The organism is Brevibacillus sp. Leaf182 (assembly GCF_001423865.2).
GTDB classification, from domain to species: domain Bacteria; phylum Bacillota; class Bacilli; order Brevibacillales; family Brevibacillaceae; genus Brevibacillus; species Brevibacillus brevis_C.
Genome location: NZ_LMPN02000036.1, coordinates 182,964 through 208,080, shown reverse-complemented (window position 1 = coordinate 208,080; position 25,117 = coordinate 182,964). Strand labels below are relative to the sequence as shown.

The 25,117-nt window shown below is 46.3% G+C and carries 22 protein-coding genes; 2 read left to right on the top strand and 20 right to left on the bottom strand.

What is annotated here, in order from left to right:
• Positions 1 to 5: 5 nt before the first annotated feature.
• The 9 genes from ASG16_RS27300 to ASG16_RS27260 form a co-directional block, all read right to left on the bottom strand.
• Positions 6 to 452 (bottom strand): MaoC family dehydratase N-terminal domain-containing protein, encoded by a 447-nt coding sequence (locus tag ASG16_RS27300; protein ID WP_056494104.1) that lies wholly within the window; start codon positions 450 to 452, stop codon positions 6 to 8.
• A gap of 2 nt (positions 453 to 454) precedes the next feature.
• Positions 455 to 1,612 carry an acyl-CoA dehydrogenase family protein gene (locus ASG16_RS27295; protein WP_056494108.1) on the bottom strand — a complete coding sequence of 386 codons (1,158 nt, stop codon included), beginning with the start codon at positions 1,610 to 1,612 and terminating at the stop codon, positions 455 to 457.
• A gap of 193 nt (positions 1,613 to 1,805) precedes the next feature.
• Positions 1,806 to 3,878 (bottom strand): sigma-54-dependent Fis family transcriptional regulator, encoded by a 2,073-nt coding sequence (locus ASG16_RS27290; RefSeq protein WP_056494111.1) that lies wholly within the window; start codon positions 3,876 to 3,878, stop codon positions 1,806 to 1,808.
• A 116-nt stretch (positions 3,879 to 3,994) separates the two neighbouring features.
• The gene (locus tag ASG16_RS27285; RefSeq protein WP_056494116.1) at positions 3,995 to 5,533 is read right to left on the bottom strand and encodes a class I adenylate-forming enzyme family protein; all 1,539 of its coding nucleotides are present in this window, start codon (positions 5,531 to 5,533) and stop codon (positions 3,995 to 3,997) included.
• A 48-nt stretch (positions 5,534 to 5,581) separates the two neighbouring features.
• Positions 5,582 to 6,361: an enoyl-CoA hydratase/isomerase family protein gene (locus ASG16_RS27280; RefSeq protein ID WP_056494118.1), complete on the bottom strand. Its 780-nt coding sequence runs from the start codon at positions 6,359 to 6,361 to the stop codon at positions 5,582 to 5,584.
• 47 nt (positions 6,362 to 6,408) lie between these two features.
• Positions 6,409 to 7,587, bottom strand: coding sequence for a lipid-transfer protein (locus tag ASG16_RS27275; RefSeq protein ID WP_056494120.1), 1,179 nt, complete (start codon positions 7,585 to 7,587; stop codon positions 6,409 to 6,411).
• Between the two features lie 63 nt (positions 7,588 to 7,650).
• Positions 7,651 to 8,853 carry a CaiB/BaiF CoA transferase family protein gene (locus ASG16_RS27270; protein ID WP_056494122.1) on the bottom strand — a complete coding sequence of 401 codons (1,203 nt, stop codon included), beginning with the start codon at positions 8,851 to 8,853 and terminating at the stop codon, positions 7,651 to 7,653.
• A gap of 239 nt (positions 8,854 to 9,092) precedes the next feature.
• Entirely contained in the window at positions 9,093 to 10,457 is a 1,365-nt protein-coding gene (locus tag ASG16_RS27265; protein WP_056494124.1) for a sensor histidine kinase, read from the bottom strand.
• 12 nt (positions 10,458 to 10,469) lie between these two features.
• Positions 10,470 to 11,156, bottom strand: coding sequence for a response regulator transcription factor (locus ASG16_RS27260; protein WP_056494127.1), 687 nt, complete (start codon positions 11,154 to 11,156; stop codon positions 10,470 to 10,472).
• Positions 11,157 to 11,304: 148 nt separating this feature from the next.
• On the opposite strand from ASG16_RS27260, the gene ASG16_RS27255 reads away from it, so the two are divergent.
• Together ASG16_RS27255 and ASG16_RS27250 are read left to right on the top strand one after the other, a co-directional pair.
• Complete coding sequence (locus ASG16_RS27255; RefSeq protein ID WP_056494129.1) at positions 11,305 to 12,069, top strand: C40 family peptidase; 765 nt, start codon at positions 11,305 to 11,307, stop codon at positions 12,067 to 12,069.
• 233 nt (positions 12,070 to 12,302) lie between these two features.
• On the top strand, positions 12,303 to 12,965 hold the full coding sequence (locus tag ASG16_RS27250; protein ID WP_056494134.1) for an S-layer homology domain-containing protein: 663 nt from the start codon (positions 12,303 to 12,305) through the stop codon (positions 12,963 to 12,965).
• Positions 12,966 to 13,015: 50 nt separating this feature from the next.
• On the opposite strand, the gene ASG16_RS27245 is transcribed toward ASG16_RS27250, so the two are convergent.
• The 11 genes from ASG16_RS27245 to ASG16_RS27195 all read right to left on the bottom strand — a co-directional run bounded on the left by ASG16_RS27245 (position 13,016) and on the right by ASG16_RS27195 (position 24,836).
• The gene (locus ASG16_RS27245; protein ID WP_056494137.1) at positions 13,016 to 13,852 is read right to left on the bottom strand and encodes a M55 family metallopeptidase; all 837 of its coding nucleotides are present in this window, start codon (positions 13,850 to 13,852) and stop codon (positions 13,016 to 13,018) included.
• Positions 13,853 to 13,876: 24 nt separating this feature from the next.
• Positions 13,877 to 15,298, bottom strand: coding sequence for a serine hydrolase domain-containing protein (locus ASG16_RS27240; protein ID WP_056494139.1), 1,422 nt, complete (start codon positions 15,296 to 15,298; stop codon positions 13,877 to 13,879).
• Positions 15,299 to 15,550: 252 nt separating this feature from the next.
• The gene (locus tag ASG16_RS27235) at positions 15,551 to 16,216 is read right to left on the bottom strand and encodes a hydrolase (protein WP_198674282.1); all 666 of its coding nucleotides are present in this window, start codon (positions 16,214 to 16,216) and stop codon (positions 15,551 to 15,553) included.
• A 99-nt stretch (positions 16,217 to 16,315) separates the two neighbouring features.
• Positions 16,316 to 17,302 (bottom strand): NAD(P)H-dependent flavin oxidoreductase, encoded by a 987-nt coding sequence (locus ASG16_RS27230; protein ID WP_056494143.1) that lies wholly within the window; start codon positions 17,300 to 17,302, stop codon positions 16,316 to 16,318.
• A gap of 18 nt (positions 17,303 to 17,320) precedes the next feature.
• On the bottom strand, positions 17,321 to 18,679 hold the full coding sequence (locus tag ASG16_RS27225) for an MmgE/PrpD family protein (RefSeq protein WP_056494146.1): 1,359 nt from the start codon (positions 18,677 to 18,679) through the stop codon (positions 17,321 to 17,323).
• Positions 18,680 to 18,704: 25 nt separating this feature from the next.
• Positions 18,705 to 19,565, bottom strand: coding sequence for a hydroxymethylglutaryl-CoA lyase (locus tag ASG16_RS27220; RefSeq protein ID WP_056494148.1), 861 nt, complete (start codon positions 19,563 to 19,565; stop codon positions 18,705 to 18,707).
• A gap of 38 nt (positions 19,566 to 19,603) precedes the next feature.
• Positions 19,604 to 20,761 carry an acyl-CoA dehydrogenase family protein gene (locus tag ASG16_RS27215; RefSeq protein ID WP_198674281.1) on the bottom strand — a complete coding sequence of 386 codons (1,158 nt, stop codon included), beginning with the start codon at positions 20,759 to 20,761 and terminating at the stop codon, positions 19,604 to 19,606.
• A 27-nt stretch (positions 20,762 to 20,788) separates the two neighbouring features.
• Positions 20,789 to 21,997, bottom strand: coding sequence for a CaiB/BaiF CoA transferase family protein (locus ASG16_RS27210; RefSeq protein ID WP_056494153.1), 1,209 nt, complete (start codon positions 21,995 to 21,997; stop codon positions 20,789 to 20,791).
• Between the two features lie 27 nt (positions 21,998 to 22,024).
• Positions 22,025 to 22,807, bottom strand: a complete 783-nt coding sequence (locus ASG16_RS27205) for an enoyl-CoA hydratase/isomerase family protein (RefSeq protein WP_056494155.1) — start codon at positions 22,805 to 22,807, stop codon at positions 22,025 to 22,027.
• 22 nt (positions 22,808 to 22,829) lie between these two features.
• Positions 22,830 to 23,978, bottom strand: a complete 1,149-nt coding sequence (locus tag ASG16_RS27200) for an acyl-CoA dehydrogenase family protein (RefSeq protein WP_056494158.1) — start codon at positions 23,976 to 23,978, stop codon at positions 22,830 to 22,832.
• Positions 23,979 to 24,044: 66 nt separating this feature from the next.
• Positions 24,045 to 24,836, bottom strand: coding sequence for a citryl-CoA lyase (locus ASG16_RS27195; RefSeq protein ID WP_056494161.1), 792 nt, complete (start codon positions 24,834 to 24,836; stop codon positions 24,045 to 24,047).
• Positions 24,837 to 25,117: the final 281 nt, after the last annotated feature.

The following is a 25,117-nucleotide window of genomic DNA, read 5'->3' as shown; positions in this document are numbered from 1 at the left end:
CTTTTTTATTCATGTCTTTCAATGAGGATGGATTGTGCTACCAGCACTTGCACCCCATGCTGATTGGTATACGTTGTCTCTACTGTGAACAGGTTCATCCCTTTTTTGACAACGGCATTGCTTATCCGAGAATTCGCGTGCAGTTCATCACCAGCGCAGATGTCTGTGAGATAACAGTAGCTCATCTCGCCATGCAGGACTTTCAAAGGGTTGAGTTCTAACAATTGACATATGGTATCAAAATCAGGTCCAGCCCACATATCCATGACAGTAGCAAAGGTGGGAGGAATCGGTACGTCTGAAAAGCCGTTTGCTACAGCCTCCTCTTTGTCAAAATAAATCGGGTTGTCATCTCCGACTGCAAGGGCAAACTCTCGGATTTTTCCTTTCTCTACGACAAAGCTGTATGGCTCAAAAGCAAGGTCAATTTTCGTAGATATATCTTTCACCATCTTCATTCTCCTCCCTTCAAACCGAGATTTTTTGCAATGATAGATTTCATGATTTCATTACTTCCCGCAAAGATCGAAGCTACTGGAACATCTCGATATCTACGGGCAATCGGATATTCCTCCATGTAACCGTAACCTCCATGCAATTGCATGCATTCCGCAGCCACTCGTTTTGCTAGGTCCGTCAACCACCATTTCCCCATGGATACTTGTTGCACGATATTCCCACCAGACATAAACGTGGAGATGAGATGGTCGACATACACACTTCCGATCTCTATTTCTGTGGCCATTTCGGCAATTTTGAACTGAGTATTTTGCAGCATGCTGATTGGTTGACCGAATACTTTTCGATTCTTCACATAATCCGTCGTGAGTTCTATCATGACTTTTGCTTGAGTGATGGAGGCGATGCAAACGTTGAGACGCTCTTCCTGTAGCTGGTTCATCAAGTAATAGAAGCCTTGCCCTTCCTGCCCCAACAGATTGTTGACCGACACAAGCGCATCTTGGAAAATTAATTCGGACGTATCCTGGGCGTGCATGCCAATCTTGTCCAGTTTCTTTCCTCTCGTAAAACCAGGTGTATCCCGCTCGACAACGATCAGGCTAATTCCTTTATGTCCGGGGACTGCTTGCGGATCTGTTTTGCATACAACCACGATCAGATCTGACGAGATGCCATTCGAAATAAACGTTTTCTCACCATTGATGACGTAGTGGTCACCTTCCCGACGTGCAGTCGTTTTGATCGCTGCCAGATCTGAGCCTGTTCCGGGCTCTGTCATTGCAATGGCTCCAATCAAATCACCACTTACACATCCAGGCATCCACCGTTCCTTTTGTTCTTCTGAGCCATAGGCATGTAAATAAGGGACGACAATATCATTATGAAGACTGAACCCCAGCATTCCTGAGCCTACTCGAGTTAACTCCTCGTTAATAATGACATTGTAGCCGTAATCGGCATTAAATCCCCCATATTGTTCATCGACCCATGGACATAGAAAGCCTTTTTCCCCCATCTTGTTCCAAAGAGAGCGGGGTACCATCCTTTCTCTTTCCCACTGGTCAAAGTTGGGAATGACCTCAGCATTCAGAAATTTTCGAAATGCTTCTCGAAAAATGTGATGCTCTTGCGTTAAGTAAGATTTACTCATGTTGAATCTCCCCTCTCACGTTATCTTACATACGCAAGATACATGCCAAGGAAAAATTCAACCTTTTCACTGTAACTCATCATCTAAACGTTCGAATATCAAACGTTTTTGTTTATAAACGTTTAAGCACCTTACACTTAACGCTCATGAAAAAAGAGTCCCTTTGCCAGGAACTCTTCGATAAAGAGAGGTTCTATATACGAAATTTTATTTCATACTTTCTCAATTTGTCATAAAGGATGGAGCGGCTAATTCCCAATAATTGCGCTGCTCTCGTTTTGTTCCCCCCTGTTTTTTGCAGCGCCTCCTGGATTGCAGATTCTTCGGCCTTCTCCAATAAAGATCTGTCGCTAGACCTGTCGGTTGAATCGGAAACCGTCGCTAACAACAAGTATTCCGGCAGGTCATCCTTTTCGATTTTTCCGTGCTCAGCAAAAATCATGGAACGTTCCAATACATTTCGCAGTTCTCGAATGTTCCCAGGCCAGTTATGTTGAAGCATGACTTGTTGGGTTTCTGGAGATATGCCGGTAACAGCCGTCCCGTTTATTCGATTCAATTCAAATAGAAAGTTTTCACTTAATAACAAGATGTCACCTTTTCTGTTTCTCAGTGGGGGAATTTGAATCGAAAATACATTGATGCGATAATACAGATCTTCCCTGAACTCCCCATTTCGTACCATATCCTCCAAATGCCTGTGTGTGGCTGCAATAATTCGAACATCTACTTGAATGCGTTCCGTTCCTCCCACTCGAAAAAATTCCTTGCCTTGCAATACACGAAGCAATTTTGCCTGCAACGGAAAGGACATATCTCCTACTTCATCGAGAAAGATGGTGCCCCCGTTTGCCATGTCGAATTTCCCTGCTTTCCCCTTGCGATTGGCGCCGGTAAAAGCTCCTTCTTCATAGCCAAAAAATTCAGACTCCAACAAATGCTCGGGAATCGCTGCACAGTTTACTGTGACGAAAGGGCGATCTTTCCTGTTACTTGCTTGATGAATCGCATGAGCGAAGAGCTCTTTTCCAGTTCCACTTTCTCCTCGAATTAATATGGTTGATTGTCCTTTGGCTGCTTTGGTCGCACTCTGGATGATTTTCTCCATTTGCTTGTCTGAAGTGACGATCTGCTCGAAAGAATACTGAGCATTTTCCATATTTTTATGATCTTTTTGCTCCATTTTCGTTTGACTCAACTCAAATTGGCGGGATAATTCTTTCATTTCGTTTAAGCTCCGAAACACGATTTTACCGATGGCGCCGATCACTTCATTGTCCTGGACTATCGGGATACGGTGAACCGCATATCGAATGCCTTTTACTTCTTTCATTTCACTAATATCTGATATTCCTGTCTTGATCGTTTTGGATAAACCCAATTCGGGAAGGACGTCATCTACATGATTATGAAGAATGTTGCCTTCGCTTCGTTCGAAAAGCTCTAACAAGGAAGGGCTAATAAATGTAATCATTTTTGACTCATTGATCATCAAGAGGCCGTCATAGGTAGAGTTGATGACAGTTTGCAGGATCGTCTTCCATTTCAAAACGGTTTGCAGCTCTTGCGCCATTTTCTCCACATCGGAAATATCCTGCAACAGCACAATAAACCCTGTATGCCCATTAATAGTTCGATACTTGGACAAATTGGCGACAGCATGATAGATTCCGATTTTCATTCTGGAGTGATCTGTCTTTTGCAATTCAGTCAGTTGGAAATTCGGGATCACATCTTCCAAATCACGATATAAAATTTCGGATTCCTTGTAGCCGATCATTTCACAAAATTTTCGATTCACGAAAATGATTTGTCTGTTTTCATCCGTCATTAAAGCCCCAAGCTTCGTCGTATCAATAATGTCTTCGAGCTGGTCTTTTAAGGATACCGTGGCTTGAAGTAAGGTCGATACGAAGTGAGATTTCGTAATCAACCCGACCACTTGCAGTTGCGAATTGACAATGATACCTGTGCCAACATCTGAATTCTTTGTCAATCGTACGATTTCCTCATAGGTTGTATTTTCATGGATCGTTACGACATCTCGTTTCATATAAGCGCCGATCGGAGTTTCTAATGGCTTTTCTTGCAAGACCATCGAGTAGAGAGAGGATTTTGAAAATACTCCTACTAAAAGACCGGTAGCATCCGTAACAGGGATTGTTTGAATTCTCAATCTCTTCATCAGCTCAACAGCTTCTGATAACGTATTCTCTGGGGAAAGACATTGATCGATAGGAGTAATGATATCTTTTATTTTCAGCAAATGAATTCAGCTCCTCCCTTACTAGACTCTATCTTTTCCTCATTATAATGAGGAATATTTGGTCAGACAAGAAAACAGCCTGCCTGATGACAGACTGTTTAATCGAAAATAGCTGGCTAGTGGAGTCTTTCGTTTTTGACGATATATTGTTCACGCAGTTTAAATTTTTGCAGTTTTCCTGATGCATTTCGTGGTAATTCGTTAACAACATACACATCCCGCGGAATCTTATAACCTGCTAGATGCTCGCGGCAAAACGTTTGAAGTTCTTCAGTATGGATTCTTTCCCCTGGTTTTGGAACAATCACTGCCGTAACAGTTTCTCCCCACGTAGAATTTGGTGTACCGATGACTGCTGCCTCCAGGATTTTTGGAAACGCATACAAAACATTTTCTACTTCAACAGAGTAGACATTTTCTCCCCCAGAAATAATCATATCTTTGCTTCGATCAACCAAAGTGACATAACCGTCAGAATCCTTTACCGCCAAGTCTCCGGTATGTAGCCATCCGTTCCGTAAGGTTTCTGCCGTTTCAACCGGCTTTTTATAATATTCCTTCATGATCGTCTCGCCTCGGAGTATAAGTTCCCCTACCTCTCCAGGTACTGTTTCGTTTCCATCGGGAGTAACGACTCTAGCCTCCGTTAATAATAGTGGCGTTTTCCCAGATGCTCCTATTTTCGTCCGATGTTCTTCCGGCCACAAAATAATTCCGCTTGGTCCTCCCTCTGTCAAGCCGCATAAATTATAGAACTGGTCGGTTTGGAATAATTCCATGCTCTTTTTTACGAGCTCAGCCGCCATCGGAGCTGCTCCATAGCCGCAACGTCGGATCGATGACAAATCGTAGGTTTGTCCATCTGGAACTTGTAGCAAGTAATTGTACATGGTTGGAACGGAGAAGAAGAAAGTAATTCGATGCTTTTCAATTGCTTTCAAGACCTCAAGCGGGTGGAATTCCCGATGTATAACATTCGTTGCTCCTACAAAAAAAGCGGGAATCAAGCATATATTCAACTGGGCAGCGTGGAATAGAGGAGCAACATGAAGGAAGCGATCCTGGGCATTATGGCCCAACGTCCCAAGCATGGCTATCGTGACATTTTGTATTCGTTGATGGTCAAACAAAGCTCCCTTGGGTCGGCCTGTTGTGCCTGAGGTATACATAATCTGTAAATCATCAGCGTTGTTTATCTTTACTTCCGGCTCATACTCCAGCTCGGAAAATACATCATGGATAGATACATGTCCCGTCACTTTTGGGTGTTCCACCGTGATGACATTCCGGATCGCAGAGACCCCCTGCCTTGCTTCTTCGATCAACTCATCGAGTTCTTCCTCACAAATGATCAGTACGCTATCAGATTGCTCGAGTATATACCGGACTTCCCCGGCAACAAGGCGAAAGTTTATCGGAACCAATACCGCTCCAATTTTGGCTGCCGCAAAAAAGCAGATGACGAAATAATCCGAGTTTTTTAGCATCAATGCCACTTTCTCGCCTTTTTTTATACCTAAACGCGACAAGCCATGTGCCAAGCGATTGACGGTTTGATTAAATTGCGCATACGTATAGGTGCGATCCTCATAAATTAATGCCAATTTATGGGGATGTCTACGAGCATTCTGTGCGAGACAACTCAATACATTCATCAGATCATCTCCAAGTTCTTCATTTTGCTCTCACGATATTTAGAGGGTTCAGCATCCTAGAAATCTTGCTTCACGCTTCTCTGCAAAAGCCTTTCTTCCTTCTGAAAAATCTTTTGTTTGAAAGATGATTGATTGCCCGTATGCTTCCAGCTCTAACACATCCTCTAAAGACAGATGAGCGGCTTGATGCATAATGCGTTTTGCCATTCCTAATGCTTTCGTTGGGCCGTTTGCCAATGATTTTGCGAGTTCTCTTCCCTTTAAAAGTGCCTCATTGTTTCCTACAACCTCGTTAATGAATCCATATTCGAAGGCAGTATGCGCACTCATTTTTTTCCCAGTAAAAATAAATTCAGCCGCTCTGTGCATGCCTACCTTTTTCGGGAGGAAATACAATCCTCCAAAATCAGGCAGTGCACCTACTTTTGCGAATATTTCCGAAAAAACTGCATTATCCTCTGCGATTATTAAATCACAAGCAAAGGCGAGGTTGCAGCCAGCTCCAACAGCAGGGCCATGTACGGCAGCAATCACAGGTTTCTCCATGCGATAAAGACCTAAAATAGCTTCATGACCCTTTTGCATGAAATCTCTTAGGGCTATTGGATCGGTCGTTTCCACTCCAATATCCTTCAAGTCTCCGCCTGCACAAAATCCTTTGCCTTTTCCATACAGGATAACGGATCGGATAGCCGGATTGCGTTTTGCCTCGTTCACCGCTTCTGATAAGTGTATGATGAGCTCATAGTTCAATGCATTGAGGTTGTCAGGGCGATTTAATTCAATTTCAAAAACGCCATCATAAAATTTTGTATGAATCACTGCCACTTTGATGCACCCCCTCCATATCGCTACTTCTTGTTACTAGCCGCTCCTTACTCTTTTCGATATAAAGTTACGACACAAGCACCGCCTAGCCCAAGGTTATGCTGCAGGGCAACCCTTGCCCCTTCAACCTGCCGTTTTCCTGCCTGCCCTCTTAAATGCCATACCAATTCAGTACATTGTGCCAAGCCTGTTGCTCCGAGCGGGTGGCCTTTTGACATTAGACCACCGGAAGGATTGACCACATACTTCCCGCCATACGTATTTTCACCATCATGGATAAACTTCTCTGCTTCGCCTTCTTTGCAAAGTCCTAGCCCTTCATAGGTGATGACTTCATTTGGCGTAAAGCAATCGTGCAACTCTACAACATCAACATTCTCCGGTCCAATTCCAGCTCTCTCAAATACCAGTTGCGCCGCTCGCTGCGTCATTCCTGCTCCGATCATTTTTATAGGGTCATCGTAACTGTCAGCTCGGTCTGTGGTCATAGCCTGAGCGACGATTTCAACGCTATTGGTTACTCCATGTTTTCTGGCAAATGCAGGACTGCAAACGACGGCGGCAGCCGCTCCGCAGGTTGGTGGACAAGCCATTAAGCGTGTCATAGAGGGAAAGATTACGGGAGCATCCATTACTTCTTCTACTGTCAGTGGGCTTTGGAAAAGTGAATAAGGATTGTGAATAGCATGCTTCCTGGTTTTCACTGCAACACGGGCGAAAATGTCAGGATTTGCTCCATATCGTTCTAGATAAGCCTTTCCTCCAGCCCCAAATAATTTCAAGGCCATTGGCGCTTCAGGCAGCTCAGGATAATACTGATTCAATTGTTGGAGGAATCTATCGAGTGGACCAGTTCGGTCATTCCAAATATTCCCCAACGCCCCTTTCTGCATTTCTTCAAATCCAAATGCCAACGCACAATCCACTGCACCAGATTCAACGGCCTGACGAGCCATGTAAAGAGCTGTTGATCCCGACGAGCAGTTATTATTCACGTTGATTACTGGGATTCCTGACATTCCTACTTGATACAACGCCGCTTGCCCGCAAGTGCTATCCCCATAAACATAGCTGGCATAAGCTTGTTCAATCACATTGTAATCAATCCCCGCATCTTCAAGGGCCCCTCGTATCGCGTCGGCCGCCATTAATTCATAAGGCGGTTGTTGTCCAGGCTTCGTAAACTTCACCATACTAACACCAATTACTTTAGCCGAATGATTCATGCTTTGTTTCCTCCTCTAGCAAATTTATTTGACAGGTGTGAGCTCTCCGCAGCGATCACAATATCAGCAGTCATAGCCAGCTCTACTCTGCCCAAACAGGCCTTTCTCTCTCCATTCATCAATTTGCTGCTGACTAAACTTCAACTTTAGAAGGACATCAACCGTGTTTTCCCCGAATTTGCTGCCAATACTCTTATACAATGGTTTTCCCGATGAGAATTTAATGGGAAAGGCGATTTGCTTCTGTGTGCTCCCATCGGGCTTTGGGACTTCCACTACCATCTCACGAGCCTGTATATGCGGGTGGGCACATGCTTCAGAAAATTTCAAAACGGGTTCAACACACGCATGAAGATCCTCAAATACATCGAGCCACTCTGCGTACGTTTTGCTGAGGAAGGCTTTTCGGACTATCTCTTTAAACCTAGCGATATCCTCTGGTTGTTCACTTAGCCCGATTTCGATCATCTCAGGATGTCCGATTGCTTCACAAAGCAGCTTTCTAAACGGGGGCTCAATACTTCCCACCGAAAAATACCGACCGTCTTTGGTTTGATAATAATCATAAAAAGTTCCACCATTCAGCAGCGTGGCCTCAGGAGCTGGCTCGATTTCACATGCAAGATAACCAGGGCCATAGATGGCATTAAGCGCAAATGCTGCATCTGTCATACTTACGTCGATAAATTGACCTTCCCCTGTTGTTTCACGATGGAGGGCAGCAGCCAATATCCCGATGACGGTATGAAACGAACCACCTGCGACATCTGCGATCTGTATGCCCATTGGCACTGGTCCAGCCCCTTTTCGACGGGAGTAATCCGCCACCCCAGAGATGGCTAAGTAGTTATTGTCATGCCCGGGACGATCCCGCAGCGGACCTGTTTGACCAAAGCCCGTCAACGAACAGTAAATCAACCGTGGGTTTGCTTCCTTAAGTGCTTCATAGCCTAGGCCCAGTCGTTCCATGACACCTGGACGAAATTGCTCTAATACGATGTCATATTCTTTTACCAGCCGCTTGATGATTTCCACCGAATCTTGTTTTTTCAAGTCTAGGGCAATTGATCTTTTGGAACGATTGATGTAACTGTGAACTGCCGATTGATCACCGTCAAAAGGTGGAGAGACTCTGAGGAGATCAGGTCGGGACGGAGCTTCTACCCGCAATACTTCTGCACCCATATCCGCAAGCATCATGGAAGCAAAAGGACCTGGCAATAAAGTTGAAAAATCTAAAATTTTCAAACCTTTTAATATGCGCACTGCTTCCCATCTCCTGTCCTGCTTCTGTTATCGAATTTCGCATTATCTATATACTCATTTGTTATTTGCAAATGACATGCCAATATTTATCATGTAGAACAGAGCACCATTCTCGAGAAAGAACCGTTTCATAATCGAACGTTTTTGTTTGTAACCGATTGTTTTATGCACGATATCAGATATTTTCACAAAAAAAGTGGCTGACAAGGTCTGTCAACCGCCTTTTATCATCTATGGAGTTAGCTTAGCTCCGCTTTTTTCAACAAAACATGCACAACCAAGCCTCTTTCCGAGGATGGAGCAATAGAGATGCTTCCTTCGTGATCTGCGACAATCGCTTGGGCGATGGCCAGACCGATCCCGCTTCCTCCCCTTTTTCGAGTACGGGATTTGTCCACACGATAAAATCGCTTAAAAAGGTGGGGAATCTCTTTGGCTTGAATACCGATCCCTGTATCCTCTACCACAATGTGCACGGCCTCTTCATCCCCATATGCTCGGACCTTCACTTGTCCTTCATCTGTGTATTTCCGTGCATTGTCCAAAAGGATGTCCAATAACTGTCGAATCCGCTCTCGATCCATCAAAAGGACAAGAGCTTCTTCCCATTCAAAAAGTAGCTTGATTTGTGGAGGAAAAATGGGCACCCATGCTTGCTTTACTTCAAGGAGCAGAGGGGTTAATGGCTGAACGACTTTCGTTGAGCCTGGTTGTGACGTATGCTGCAATTTAGCTAGCGATAGCAGGTCATCAATGAGTTTGAAAAGTCGTTTACACTCCTGCTGAACCGCAGAGAGTGCTTCATCCCTTACTTCAGGCCTGTGCTGCCCCCATCTTTGCAGAAGACTTACATACCCTTCAATAATCGAGAGTGGTGTACGCAACTCGTGTGATGCATCTGTGACAAATCGCTGCTGATAGACCATTGCTTCTTCCATACGGTCTAACAACAGATTAAAGGCATGGATCAGCTCGTAGATTTCAGTCTCTACGTGATGATGGTGAATTCGTTGGGAGAGACGTTGAGGGAAAATGGAATGGATTTGCTGGATAAGATGATCGAGAGGCTTAAGTCCCCAGTTACTCAACCAATAGCCCCCAATCGCGGAAAGTAGCAAGGTAAAAAAGGAAGAGAGAAAAAGAATCGTGAGCAAGATGGAAAAATACCATTCAAGCGCCTCTGTCGTCGTAGAAATCTGCACAAACAAAAGCTCGGATGTGAACGGTAGCTGCACAGGTTCTTTAGCCACCAAAGTTCTCTCATAGTAGTCTTCCGGCTCTTTTGTCCAATTGGCGCCCTGTATCGAAGCGATTTCCTTGCCGTTTTGGTCGCTAATGTTTATGGATTGATTGACGTCAGCGTAATTGGTTAACAAACGAGTCAAATAGTTAATGGTCAGCGATGCTTCCTCGGTGATTTCCGTTTTTAAATCGGCTGCGATGGCCGTTGCTTTCTGATTGAGTAATTTTTGCTCATGTTGATGGACGAGATTCGAGGTGCTGAAAAAAATAAAAATGGACAAAAAGAGAAGCAGGACCAGCATGCCAGAGCTAAAAAACAGCGTAAGTCTCCATTTGAGTGAGTGTCTGCGATGTGTAAGCACTGCGTTCTCCTTTTAATCTCGTAGTGTATATCCAATTCCTCGCACAGTATGAATCAGTTTGACGGATGGATCACTTTCAATTTTGTTCCGCAAATACCGGATATACACATCCACGATGTTGGTATTTCCCATAAAGTCAAAACCCCAAACGGCTGTGAGAATTTGCTCTCGCGAGACCGCTTGCTCCTTGTTTTGAACCAGATAATAAAGCAAATCAAATTCGCGTGGTGTTAACATGATTTCCTCTTCATCGAGGAACACGCGCCGCGCGTTTGGCTGGATACGCAATCGGCCAATCACTATCTCCTGATTCGCTTTTGATTCCCGCTGACGCAATAAGGCCCGAATCCGGGCAAATAACTCCTCGATGGCAAACGGCTTCGCCAGGTAGTCATTGGCTCCACTGTCTAATCCCGTCACGATATCCGGAACCTCTCCACGAGCCGTGATCATGACAATGGGGACATCTTTGGTTTCCCGAATGCGTCGGCATAATTCAATCCCCGATAATTCGGGCAGCATGACATCCAGCAGGATGAGGTCGTACTCAACCGTTAGTGCCTTTTCCAATCCGGAAAGCCCGTCGTATTCAATATCCGTCGAAAATCCTTCATTCTCTAACTCCAACTGTAAGTATCTTGCCAAGTTATGCTCATCTTCCACGAGCAGCAAATAGCCTTTTCCATCTGGCGTAGGCATGTATATCATCTCCCGTTTGAATATCTTACCAACAGTTTTCTCAGGAAACTCTCATGAAATTCTACCGGGAATCTTAGTTTTGTTCTGTACGATAAGAGCGTGGATGAGAAACACACAACAAGATCAACGATTCAGAAGGAGGAACATCATGACAAAGCGAAACTGGAAAGGTACAACTACTACGGTCGTAGCTATTCTAATGGGAACTTCTCTTCTCATGAACGGACAAGCCTACGCGGCTTCAGAGACAAGTCTCACCTCCACAACTACACATAAACTGGATAAACAGCAGAAAAAACATAAGAATGAGCAGAACCTGCAACAAAGCATCGAAACATCCGTTGAAGATCAGAGCAATGAACAAGCAGAATTTCAGCAATTTTCTCAAATGGTGCAAGATGGTACGAATAACGACCTGACAGCCAATGAGGAAAGCACAACTGACCAAAATGGAACAGATTCATCTTCAACCATTTCTGATCCTGGCACTGAGAAAGATAATAGGGCTAAGATTACTTCAGCCCCCTCTTCCGACATTGCCGATCAGGTCATTTCAAAAGGCTTGAACTATAAAGGCGTACCCTATAAGTTCGGTTCGAGCAAAAAAACAACGCGTACATTTGATTGCTCTTCCTTTACACAGCGGGTGTTTAAAGAGGTCGGAATAAGTCTGCCGCGAGACTCACGTCAACAGTCCAAAGTCGGTAAAAAAGTCTCGAAGGATCAACTGCAAAAAGGAGATCTTGTGTTCTTCCGCAGCTACGGCAGCTCGTCTTCTCGCATTACGCATGTTGCCATCTACGCTGGAGACAATAAGCTGCTGCATACGTACGGTAAGCCGGGAGTCACGACAACCAAATTTGAAGGGACTTCCTGGGAAAAACGATTTGAGCTTGGAAGACGTGTGATTTAATCATCTTCTTGGTTAGCTGCTGAGTGCTTCAGCAGCTTTTTCCTATCTCCTAAAAACGAACGGCCTGATTCGCTCACCGTCACGAATGAAGTGGGCTCTTGCATAATGGCACTGTGCGGCAAACCTATAAATCGGCTCTTTGTAATCCGATAGAGTGTGAAAAAAAGCTGAAACGTTGTCAACTGTTCCTCGTCAAATGGAGTGAAACTTCAAAAATAGACGAGGTGGCTACCATGAATGTCAGACAAAATATGATGTCTCTCTCCATCCTTGCTTTTTTAACTGTGTCATTCGCTCAACCAAGCTTTGCTGCAACGACTCCTTTTACAGATCTTGCCCAGTCGGGAGCGAAAGATAAAATTCTTTCCTTACAGCAACAAGGTGTGATAAAAGGCGTAGATGATAGCAAATTTGCACCGAACGAAACGATAACGGCTGCTCAAGGTATTCAACTGATTGTAAATGCCTTTGATTTGAGTCTGGCAACGATCCGTTTTGTAAAGGCTCCACAAGCCACAGATTTTTTTTCCAAAGCAGATAACGATGCTTGGTATGCAGAGAGTCTGATCATAGCGGCAGCGAACGGATTGGACTTACCTGCTGATCTCGATCCGAATGCAGTATGGACCAAAGAGCAGTTCATTCACCAGCTAATGAGAGTCATGGAGGCCAAGGGTAACCTGCCCATGATCAAACTCGTACCGGTAGAAATCCAAGATAATCATGAACTCACCGTGGATTACCAAGGTTCCATTCAACGAGCCCTTGCAAGAGATATTATCGAATTGGATAAGGAAAACAAGCTGCATCCGCAAAAGACCATCACTCGTGAAGAGGCAGCCGAAATGATATATAATGCCCTTGCGTATTTAAAAAGTCATAAGCCCCTGAACTGAAATGAAAAAATGCAGCGATCCTCGTGATGAGGAGCTGCATTTTGGTTTACTTACCCCATAATCATCTGATTCACTTGCCCGGTTATCAACAGCATCGCTTGCAAGACGGGCATCATACTAACAACATCAGGCGAATGGAAGCGTACCGTTCGTCCTTCGATGAGTTCAACTCCTGGCATCCAGCTTACTGCTGTGGCAAATTGTGATTTCGTAAACTCGACTTCTATCGTATTCTCTGCTCTTTGCTCAAGCGGTTTAACGGTACTACGATGGAGCAACGCTTCTTTTGCTTGCTGACGGATCAGCTCTCTCACACGAACCGGATGCATCGCTTGCGACGAGAGTCCAGTTATCCCGGTTTTCACGGCGACCGTAAAGACCCCAGGGATATCTTCTTCCACCTCTTTAGCCGTCTGGGAGTCTCCGGTAACGAGTACGACAGGGACACCAAAGGCTCCCGCGATTGCTGCATTTAAACCTGCTTCGCCCACCTCTTTGCCATTTAAGATAAGCCGATGGATAGCGAGACCAGACAACGTATGATTGAGTACCGCCTCTCCTGTTCCCGCTTTTCCATGATAACCGATGAAAAATGCGGCATCGCAGCTACTGTCGATCCCCTGCATCATACAAAGAGGCTTGAAAAAACCGCGGATGACATCTGCCTGTGGATTCAATTCTTCCAAAATGATATTATTCATCGGTCCATGCGACTCATTGACGATAATTTGGGTAGCTCCTGCTTCTAGTGCACCCTCAATCGCTGCATTTACGTCTTGGGTCAGCAGTCTTCTCCCCGCTTCGTAATGTCTGCGGCCGGGGATAACATCCTCCCATTCGCTTAGTCCAGAGATCCCTTCCATGTCCAACGAAATAAACACCTTCATGAGCAATAGCCTCCCTATCTTTGCTTAGATTACTTTCGGCATTTGGCGCGAACCAAACGCCAAGCGCTTGATCTCACCGTCTGGATGGCGAACAAAGCGGATGAGTGAATCGATGTTGTGGCGCGTGAACAGAAACGTATCTTCGCCAACAGAACGCAGTGGGAACACATCACTGCCTAGAACGAGTACGAGCTGTCTTTGTGCTTCATCGAATGTAATCTCTACGACGTCACCTTCTCCGGATTTATATGTACCGGGGCATTGCTGCAAATAAGCAAGCGGCACTTCACATTCGGAAAACGTGGCGAACTGCGTCTCGAGCGGGCGACCGAACATGCTGTTCAACAGTCCTAATGTCAGATTGGAAATGGGGGCATCATCCATGTTGGTCAAAAGAACGCCAGTTACTCCCGCCTCTGGAATGATGAACATTTGCGCGGTCATCCCTTTTAAGCCGCCAGTATGGGTAAGTAAGGTGTAATCTTCGGAAAATGGAAACACGCCGAGTCCGTAACCATAGCTGCGGCTCAAGTCAATACGGACATGGGGGGCAGTCATTTGTGAGGCGCTATCTCCCGAGAAGATTCTCGCTCCATTTGAAAGCCCGCCTGTCCGATAAACATCTGCATACCGAAGCATGTCACGTGCGGATGATTTGAGGAAGCCTGCTGCACGCATGGCGGGAGCATCCCACCAGCCGGGGGCACGTACTACTTCTCGAACGCCATCGTTCATGCGACGTGTGTATAGCATGGTAGTATTGTCGTCCTCCCCTAATTCCTCCACATGAAAAACTGTTCGTTCCATGCCGAGTGGCTGTAAAATATGCTCTTGGACATAAGCTTCGTATGTTTTGCCGCTGACACGCTCAATAATTGCCCCAAGCAAGCCAAAAGCTTCGTTCGAATAGCTGAATTCCGTTCCAGCAGGTCCCAACAATTCAAAGGGCAGCTTCTCTATATATGCCATGAGTTCTTCAAAGGTATCGATTGGGTGTTTACATTGCGCTTCAAAATGTTGAAGTAATTCTTCTGCTGTCGGATCGGCTTGTAAGCTAGGTAGCATGGCAGGAATGAGAGATGGAAGCGGTGGAAATCCGAGGGTATGTGTCATGAAATGATGAATGGTGATGCTCTTCGTTTGGGTTTCATTCGGTGTGCGAAACTCAGGCAAATAGGTGATAACCGGATCATGCACGGAAAGCCTTCCTTCTTCCTGAAGCTGCAGGATCGCCATACATGTAAACGACTTCGTAATCGATCCGATGCCAAATACCGTATTCAGATCGATGGGAGCTTGCTTTTCGCGGTCCCGATAACCAAACGCTTTTTCATAAGTGAGTTCTCCGTCTTTGGCTACAGCAATGATCGCACCGGGAACTTGAAAATCATCCATCAGCCTTTGGACGTACGCTTCAAACGACGCTTCCCACTCATTCATCTTCATGTCATGCCTCCTTAGGTTCATTCCTTACAAAAAGGAAAGCAATTTCAGTTCGGATTTCGAAGTATATACTTCAAAAAAATAAGGATATGAAGTTCATGCACTAGTAGAATTATAAGCGGCAGATGAAAAAACGACAATATATAATTCCGAAAATAGAGAATATTAATAACAAAGCGCAGTCAAATAAAAAATGACCCTTCGTCTTGTATGACGTCAGGCCATCCTTCTATTACTTATAACACCTCTATGGTTTTACACGCCGCCTTTTTCCGTTCCTGACGCTTTCTGGGCTTCACTATACGCTCGTTGATAACTTTCGATGAGCAAACGATAATTAGGGAACAGGTGGGCAAAAACTTCGGCATATTCATTGGCATCTGGACGATTCCAGGTTTGTTGTAGCTCGGAGAGGACTGCTGCTGTATCGATTGGAATGGCCCCTGCTTGCACGACACGGGCAAGTGTGATGTCTGTCGCCATTTTGCTCCAGTTTCCGGATGCGTCAACAACATTATAGACTTTGTAACCCGCAGCCAATGCAGACAATGTCGGGAAAGCCATGCATACGCTGGTGAGAGTACCTGCAATAATCAATGTTTTCTTCCCGGTTGCTTCGACGGCTTTTACGAAATTAGGATTGTCCCACGCGTTGATTTCTCCGTTGCGCGGTACATAGACGTTGTTTGGTAAAATCTCACTGATTTCCGGAATCAACGGGCCATTGGGACCGCTTGGAACTGAATCCGTTGTGATAGTAGGAATGTTTGCCAACTTGGCAACTTTAGCCAAAGCGATCACATTTTTGCGTAGGGTAGGCACATCCATATCCTGTACGGTTTGGAACAAGCCGCTTTGGTGGTCGATTAACAAAAGCGCGACATCTTTCGGATTCATTAGGACGCTATTCTGAGCTGTCAAAAGTGATTCCTCCCATTTACTTGAGGTTTTGCTACAGTAGTAAAATTACAGTCTCGAGTAATTTTTCCTTGTCGATGCTGCATTATTCGCGCTTTGCCATCAAACCTTTTTTCCATCCAATGGGTGTAAGCACATCCCCATTTTGTCCGCTGCTGTTTTGGCCTGACTTACCATTTGCTGTATGAGTTCTTGCACAGTTGGAATATCACGAACCAATCCGACAGATTGACCGCATGACCAGATTCCTCCATCGACATCACCATCGTTGTATACACGTACGGCTCTTGATCCCGTAATAAGTGGCAAGAGTTCCTCCAATGTAGCTCCCCTTGATTCGGCCTCCAATACTTCGATGGCGACAGCATTTTTCGCAACGCGTGATTGTGAGCCAATCGATTTTTGAATTAAAGCTGTATCGGACTCCGTAGCATTTGTCATCCATTGCTTTACATGCGTGTGAATGATCGACTCTTTTGTTGCCATAAAACGGGTTCCCATCACGATTCCTTCGGCGCCCATCGCCAGCATGGCTGCCAGGCCGCGTCCGTCTGCGATGCCACCACCTGCAATCACTGGAATTTGAACAGCATCAACCGTTTGGGGAACAAGAACGATGCTTCCGATATCATCCATGCCGGGATGTCCGCCCGCCTCTGACCCAATAATCGTCACAGCGTCACAACCCACTCGTTCTGCGGTCTTTGCGTACTTGGCTCCTGCTACTTTGTGAATGACCTTCACGTGATTGTCCTTTAGCACCTTCATGTATGGTTCCGGGCTTCTTCCAGAAGTCTCTACGATACGGACATCTTCCTCCAAGAGGATCGCGATGTACTCCTCGTTTGGCATTTTTCTTACACTCGGAAAAAGATTGATGTTAACTGCGATCGGTTTTTTGGTTATTTCCCGTGCCAGCCGAATTTCTTTGCGTAAATCTTCTGGTTTTTCAAAAGTTGCCGATGTGATGATCCCAAGACCTCCAGCTTCAGAAACAGCCCCGGCCAACGGCGCACGGCCAATCCGGAACATTCCACCACAAATGATCGGGTATTCAATACCAAGCAAATCGGTTATTCTCGTACGCAAGATGAAGTCCTCCTTTGTTCACACGTTTTGCAGTGACGTCTCGATCAGGAATGATACCTGTTCGACCACTTCTAGCTCCCCGACCTGATTGGCCAAATGTTGCGCCGCTTCCAAGGGAATACTTTTTTGGGCGAGCGTCAGGAATTTTTCCATCAGTTCCTGTTCACTCGCCGGGTTTTCCGGATCTCCTTTGGGATAAAAGGTTTCTTTCGTAACGGCAGTGCAGTCCGCATAGTGAACAGTCACTCGTGCTGGCCACTGCGCGGGATAGAGACGATCAATGAATGGATCGACCCGCAATACGACTTGATTGGAAAGCTGCCGAATTTGCGGATCAAAGAGGTTTTCTACCGTAAATTCATCCAATCCGGCCCTTCCCTTGGTTGCCATAAGGGCACAACTGTAAGGCAAACTGAATTTGGATTCAAAAACACTCCGTGGATCTGGCTTATTGGTTATGTTCAGGGCCACTTGGTACGTTTCTACGATAATTTGCCGGATTTCTTCGGTTTTTGCCCCTGTTTCTGCCACAATTGCTTGCAGGCAATCCAGGGCCGGATGAATATGTCGACAGCATGAATGAATCTTGAAGGTATTTTCCACGATTTTGTAATGGTCTCCCAAATTGTCAAAAAGCAGTTCCTGATTCACTTCCTTGACCATTCCCGCAAAAAATCCCCGACGCCCTTCCAAGATTCGGCTTGCAGCTGTAAATTGCTCCTTTGCAAGTACAGCAGACAACACTCCATTCGACGCAGCTTTGGCAGGATGTAATTGCTTGCTCATCGCCCCATCCTCAATGAACTCCCATAAGCCCGCCGCTTGTGTTCCAGCAGAGCCGAGGGCATGGGTCATCTCCTCGACGGTTAAGCCAAGCAGTTTCCCGGCCGCAATCGCCGCTCCAAATGTTCCTACAGTGCCTGTCGTATGAAAGATTTCATAATGCGAAGGAGTTACCGCTTCCCCAATCCGAATGCCAACTTCAAATCCGAGGGCGATGGCTTCTATCAATTGTTTACCGGATGATTGTTTCCACTCGGCAACCGCGAATGCAGCGGGGATAATAGAGGCGCCAGCATGTAAAATAGAAGCTTTATGGACATCATCCACTTCCAATATATGTGACGCCCCACCATTGATCATCGCGGCGTAATGAGCAGATGTTTTTTGTCGGGTGACCAAATCTGTCGCTTGCTGATTTCCGCCAAATTGGCCCAATGTATGCGATAAAAGAAGGGCAGGCTTCTCCTTGCCACCCGCCAATGTAGAACCTAACCAATCCAAGAGGGACAACTTAGTCAAATGGATGGCTTGCTGTGAAAGCTGTTCATAGGAATGATTGACTACGAAATTAGCAAAAGCTTGAGAAAACGTCATGATTTCTACCTCCTCCGCCCTGCACCTAGAATCGCGAGGAAAGGGATCGCGCCAATGGAACGGTTTGCTTCACTTTTTCCAGGTGAACGCCTGTGTTCACTCCAAGCTCTGATAACATCAGGCTGATGTCTTCTGTAGCGAGGTTTCCGGCTGCCCCTGGTGAAAAGGGACATCCTCCGAGCCCGCCGATGGAACTGTCAAACTTCTCGATGCCAGCCTGCATGGCAGCCAGTGTATTGGCCAACGCCATTTTTCTGGTATCGTGAAAATGGCCGACAAACACAGTGTCTGGATACCAATCTTTTAATCGTGAAAATCGTTCATAGGCCATTTTGGGATTGGCAAAACCGTTTGTGTCGCCGATATCGATTTCGTCGGCGCCTAGCTGGACGAAGCGGTCACAAACGCGCCTGACCTCCTCCAAAGTGACCTCTCCTTGATACGGGCAGGAAAAAGCCATCGAGACGTATGCCCGGATGAACATTCCGTTCTGCTTTGCCAATGCGAACATCTCTTCACATTCCACCAGCGATTGCTCTGTTGTTTTGTTCACATTTTTTTGGTTAAAAGCGCTGCTGGCACCGACAAAGACGGCAATCTGCGGAGCTTTGGCAGCTATCGCTCGCTCCAGCGCCATTAGATTGGGGGTTAATGCAAGATAGGTAATGCCCAGCTCATGGCAATACTTGCTGATTTCTTCCGCATCCGCCATTTGAGGGACCCACTTCGGGCTGACAAATGCGGCTGTCTCCATTCGCCGAAACCCGGCTTCCGCCAGATGCCGGATCAGTTCTTTTTTGCTACTGGTTGGGATGGCGATGGGCTCATTTTGCAATCCATCCCGCGGGCCAACTTCTATAAGTTCGATTTTTCGCGGAAAATACATCTACTCACCCCCGCTGCTTGAACGATTGAATGATTGTTTTAATAAGATCTCGGCAGTCCCAGGACATGCTCCGCCACATAAGAGAGAATGAGATTCGTAGAAATGGGAGCGACTTGGTAGAGTCTTGTTTCCCTGAATTTCCGTTCCACATCGTATTCTTCGGCAAAGCCAAAGCCACCATGGGTTTGTATCGCTACATTGGCTGCTTCCCAGGATGCATCTGCGGCCAGCATTTTTGCCATGTTGGCTTCTTTTCCGCACGGAAGCCCTGCATCGAATAGTTCAGCCGCGCGATAACGCATCAAATCAGCCGCTTCCAGATGGATATACGACTTGGCAATCGGAAATTGAATCCCTTGATTTTGGCCTATTGGTCGTTTGAACACGATTCGCTGATTGGCATACTGAGTGGCCCGATCCACAAGCCAGTAACCGTCCCCGATACACTCAGAGGCGATCAGGATACGTTCCACATTCATGCCATCCAAAACGTACGAAAAGCCTTTCCCCTCTTCACCAATCAAATTTGCAACCGGTACCTCCAGATTTTCGATGAAGAGCTCGGTTGTCGCATGGTTCATCATGGTCCGAATCGGCCGAATGGTAATCCCATTGCCTATGGCCTCTCGCAGATCAACCAGAAGTACGGATAGCCCCTCTGTGCGCTTTTTCACCAGTTCAAGAGGAGTTGTCCGAACCAACAGAATCATTAAGTCAGAATATTCCGCACGAGAAATAAAAACTTTTTGGCCATTGACTATGTATTTGTCGCCATTGCGTACGGCCATCGTCTTCAACCGGGTCGTATCTGTGCCTGTATTGGGTTCGGTGACACCAAAGGCTTGCAAGCGAAGCGAACCATCAGCAATTTTGGGAAGATACGCCCTCTTTTGTTCTTCCGAGCCATGGCGGAGCAAAGTACCCATCGTATACATTTGCGCATGGCAGGCACCCGCGTTTCCTCCTGAACGATTGATTTCTTCCATGATGATGGAAGCCTCCAGCACAGACAGACCAGACCCTCCGTACTCTTCCGGAATCAATGCTCCCAGAAAACCAGCTTTGGACAACGCAATGACAAATTCCTTCGGATATGCTCTTCTTTCATCGAGTTCTCGCCAATATGAGTCAGGGTAATCTTTGCAGATCGCACGTACACTTTGGCGAAGTTCGTTGTGAAAAGAGTTTTCTTTCATAAAAATACCTTCCTTTCTGTGTTGACGTCATGAACCGATGACTTTGTTTATCCGGAAGTCCTCAATTTCTTGCTCAGAAACACCTAACTGGCGCAATACTTCTGACGTATGTTCACCTAAAATGGGGGCACCCGTATTTATCTTCGTAGGTGATTTTTGCATCCGTATCGGCAGCCGCGGGACTTTTACAGATTGAAGAGTCGTATGGCAAACGGCAGGCATCATTTCTAATGCCTTTACTTGCGGATCATTCCACACCTGCGAGACTTTTTGAATGCGTGAACAAGGGACTCCTTTCGCATCCAGCCTTTCCACCCAATAGCTGCAAGGCTGTGCAAGAAAACAGTCATTTAGTAATCGGTCCAGTTCCTGGCGGTGATGCAGACGGGAAGCGTTGTCGATGAACCGTCGATCCGCCGCCAATTCCTCACGTTCCAGAGCCTGAGTCAAACGGGAAAACAGAGAGTCGTTCGATATCCCGAGCAGAAGCAAATCATCGGCTGTTTGATAGGCACCATAGGGAGCGAATGCAGTATGAGAAGTACCCTGCGGCACAGGGTCCATACTCATAGCCGGAAATGCTGTCAAATGGTAATTCATCCAGTAGATCCCCGTCTCAAAGAGAGAAGTGCCGACAAGCTGCCCTTCCCCAGTTTGGCTGCGATGCAGTAATGCGGACAAAATCGCAATCACACTCCACATTCCGCTTCCCATGTCTAGAATGGAAACACCAGCTCGGGCCGGCTCATTCTGGCGAGACCCAGTAATGCTCATAATCCCCGTTCGCGCTTGGACGACTGCGTCATAACCGGGTTTTGCCGCATCCGGCCCCTCCTCGCCGTAGGCGGATAACGAGCAGTAAATTAAACGCGGGTTTAGCGCACATAAGGCAGGTCCATCCAAACCGTATTTGGTAAGCACACCGCGACGGAAATTTTCCACGAGGATATCGACTGTATTGGTAAGCTTTCGGATCAGCTTCTGACCTTCTGCTTTTTGTATATCGATGACGACGGATTTTTTGTTGCGGTTGATCGCTAAAAAGTAGGCGGATTCGCCATGGAGAAACGGGCCCATGCTACGGGCATCGTCTCCTTGGCCAGGGCGCTCAATTTTGATCACTTCTGCCCCCAAGTCAGCAAGAATCGCCGTCGCGCTGGGCCCTGAAATGTTACTGGTTAAATCCAGCACACGTATTCCGCTTAAAGGCTGCGGGGATTCAGATGAGTTGGACATACTGCCCCTCCTTTTCAGAGCCTTTTCTTATTTTCCCAGGAAGCGTGGTTCACGCTTTTCTACAAAAGCCTGTACTCCCTCAAGGCGGTCCTCTGTATTCACGCATTGATGATAGAAAACTAACTCTTTTTTTCGCGCCGCCTCCTCTTCCAGACCAAACAGGGCTTCAACGGCTGCTTTGCTATACTGTACCGACAACGGAGCGTTTTGCGCGATTTGTTCGGCGAGTTCCAGCGCTGTGTTCCATAACGCCTCGGAGGATGTCAAACGGTTTAACAAACCAGCATGATCTGCTTCTTGTGCGTTCACCTTGCGGCCGGTGCAAACCCATTCTTTGGCATGATGCACGCCAATGCGCTTTGCCAACAGCCGAGTTCCACCGCAGCCTGGCATGATTCCACGTGTCACTTCTGGCAGGCCAAAAACAGCCGTTTCTGCGGCAACAACGAAATCACAATTGAGCACCAGCTCAAATCCGCCAGCCAAGGCATAGCCCTCCACGACAGCAATCACGGGTTGGGGCATATCAGCGATGGTGTAGAACATTTTTTCAAACAACTCGTGCTGTGCCAGCCATTCTGTTTCTGTCATGCCATTGCGTTCCTTGAGGTCTGCTCCCGAGCAGAAGGCTTTCGGATTCGTAGATCGGACCAGCACAACCCGCGAATCGCTTCGTTTAATAGCTTCAAAGGCGTCCATCAGCTCTTCCGCCATCCGGGTGTTGAAGGCATTGCGCATCTCAGGACGATTCAACTCCACAAGGGCGATGTGATCCGCTTCGCCCGTAGTCAACCATCGGACAAATGACATGGTACTCCCTCTTTTCGCTTATTTACGAATATTCTTTGATCAAGCGTCCGGCGATGATGTTCTTTTGAATTTCTGAGGTACCTTCATAAATCCTGGTAATTCTCGCATCCCGGTAATAACGCTCTATCGGGTATTCTTTGATATAGCCGATCCCTCCATGGATTTGTACCGCTTTATCTGCTACACGGTTATACACTTCGGAGGCAAACAGTTTCACCATCGCGGCTTCTTTGATCACATTCTTGCCTTGATCGACGAGCGATGCGACATGATACGTAAACGCACGCAGTGTTTCGCAGTCCAGTGCCATTTCTGCCAGATAGTGCTGGATAATTTGTTGTTCAATGATCGGCTTGTCAAATTGGATGCGCTCCATCGCATATTTTATGGACATATCCAGTAGCTTTTGGCAAGAGCCGAGATTTCTGGCAGCCAATCCTGCACGTCCATTCGCCAGGATTTTGAGAGCATTGGTATAGCCCATTCCCTCTTGGCCTAGGACGTTTTCAATGGGTACTTCGCAATCTTCAAAGAAGATTTCAGCCGAATGCGAGCCTCTCAGGCCCATCTTTTCCTCTATTTTTCCGAGCTGGAAGCCTGGGAAGTCTTTCTCCACTAAAAAGGAAGTGATCCCCTTCGCCCCTTTGGAAGGATCGGTGACAGCCATGACCGTGAAAATGCCCGCAATAGGTGCATTCGTGATGTAATGCTTGGAGCCATTCAAGATGTATTTGTCTGATTTTCGTACAGCCCTTGTCTTTAAATTAGTCGCATTTGAACCAGCACTTGGTTCTGTTAAAGCGAAAGCGCCAATCATTTCACCTGTAGCCATGCGCGGCAAATATTTTCGTTTTTGCTCCTCAGTCCCCATCTCGACGATCCCTACAGAACCAATGCCATTATGACAACCAATAACGGTAGTAAATCCATTGCTTGTTTTTCCTACCTCTTCAAAAATCACGCATTTTCCCAGCATATCAATACCCAGACCGCCGTATTGTTCCGGGATACTCAGTCCAAACAATCCCATGGCTTTACACATGTCCATGACCTGATCGGGTATATGATCTTCACGTTCAATCTGATCAGCGATGGGGTCAACTGTCTCGCTGATAAAACTCCGGACGGCTTTGCGTAGTTCCTCTATTTCACTGTTACATGAAACGTTCATGTCATCCTATCCCCTTCTTACTGTAATTTCAGCTTCTCTTCTTCACCACAAAGCTCGCTTTTCGTTTCACTTCACTTCGTCTGGCAGGCGATTGGTGTAGAGGGTATTCTCCTCCACGAAGTCGTACAGCTTCTGGGCCATGCAATTTTTCCTGCCGGATTCGATCTCTTCGACAATGTGGGCTATCAGTCCGACTGCCCTTGCCGCGACTGCAAATGATTTCACGACGCTGTAGTGCAACCCCATATCCGACAGCACAGCACCAATCGCACCCGCAACATTTAGCGTAATTGGCTTGCCCTTTTTCGTGCTGAATTGCTCATGGATTTCTTTCATGAGAGCGACATGGCCTCCGGAAAACCCTAACTCTGCTGCCAACGAAAACAACTTTGGTGTGCGTGGATCAACTGGTCTGTGAATCGGATGGCCGAACCCAGGCATTTGCAGTCCTTTTTCTTCCCGCTCATCCAGAATTCGTTTGGCGGCCTCTTTCACAGTGCAATCGGTACTGTGCTTCTGCAACCCTTCCTGGAGCATTTGTGCAACGTATTCCATGGCTCCCAGATAGACGGAACCTGCCCCCAATAATCCGGCTGCAACTGCTGCCTGAACGGCTTCCGGCGCTCCCAAATAGGTCAAGCGTGCGGAAATCGAGCTGGGTGTGAACCCATGTTCACATATGGCCACCATGCAGGCATTCAGCATCTTTGATTCATTCTGGGTAGGTTTTCGGTGGGCTGCTCCCAGAAATGCCATATCGGCCAAGGTGATTTCTCCAATTAAATCCTCTGTCAAATCATAGCCATGTACATAAATCTTGTCTGATTTTGATACACCGATCTTTGTTTGGAATTCCATTCTCTTCCCTCTCTTTCTTACTCATGGAACTTGTTTACGAGCATGGTGAATCGGCTTTCCATTTCGTTTGGGCGACGCTTTACTTTTTATTTAGCAATAATCGTGCCATTCTAGACCAGCCAGAAAAGAACCTGTTTTGATAATCAATGGAGCACAATATGTCTTGTAACCCGGACGAAATGTCTCATTTTTCAAACAATAAAATGAATTCAATACAATTCACGATCGAATGCGTGTATGATAGATAGAACAGTTCATGACGATTGAACAGGAGTGAAAGC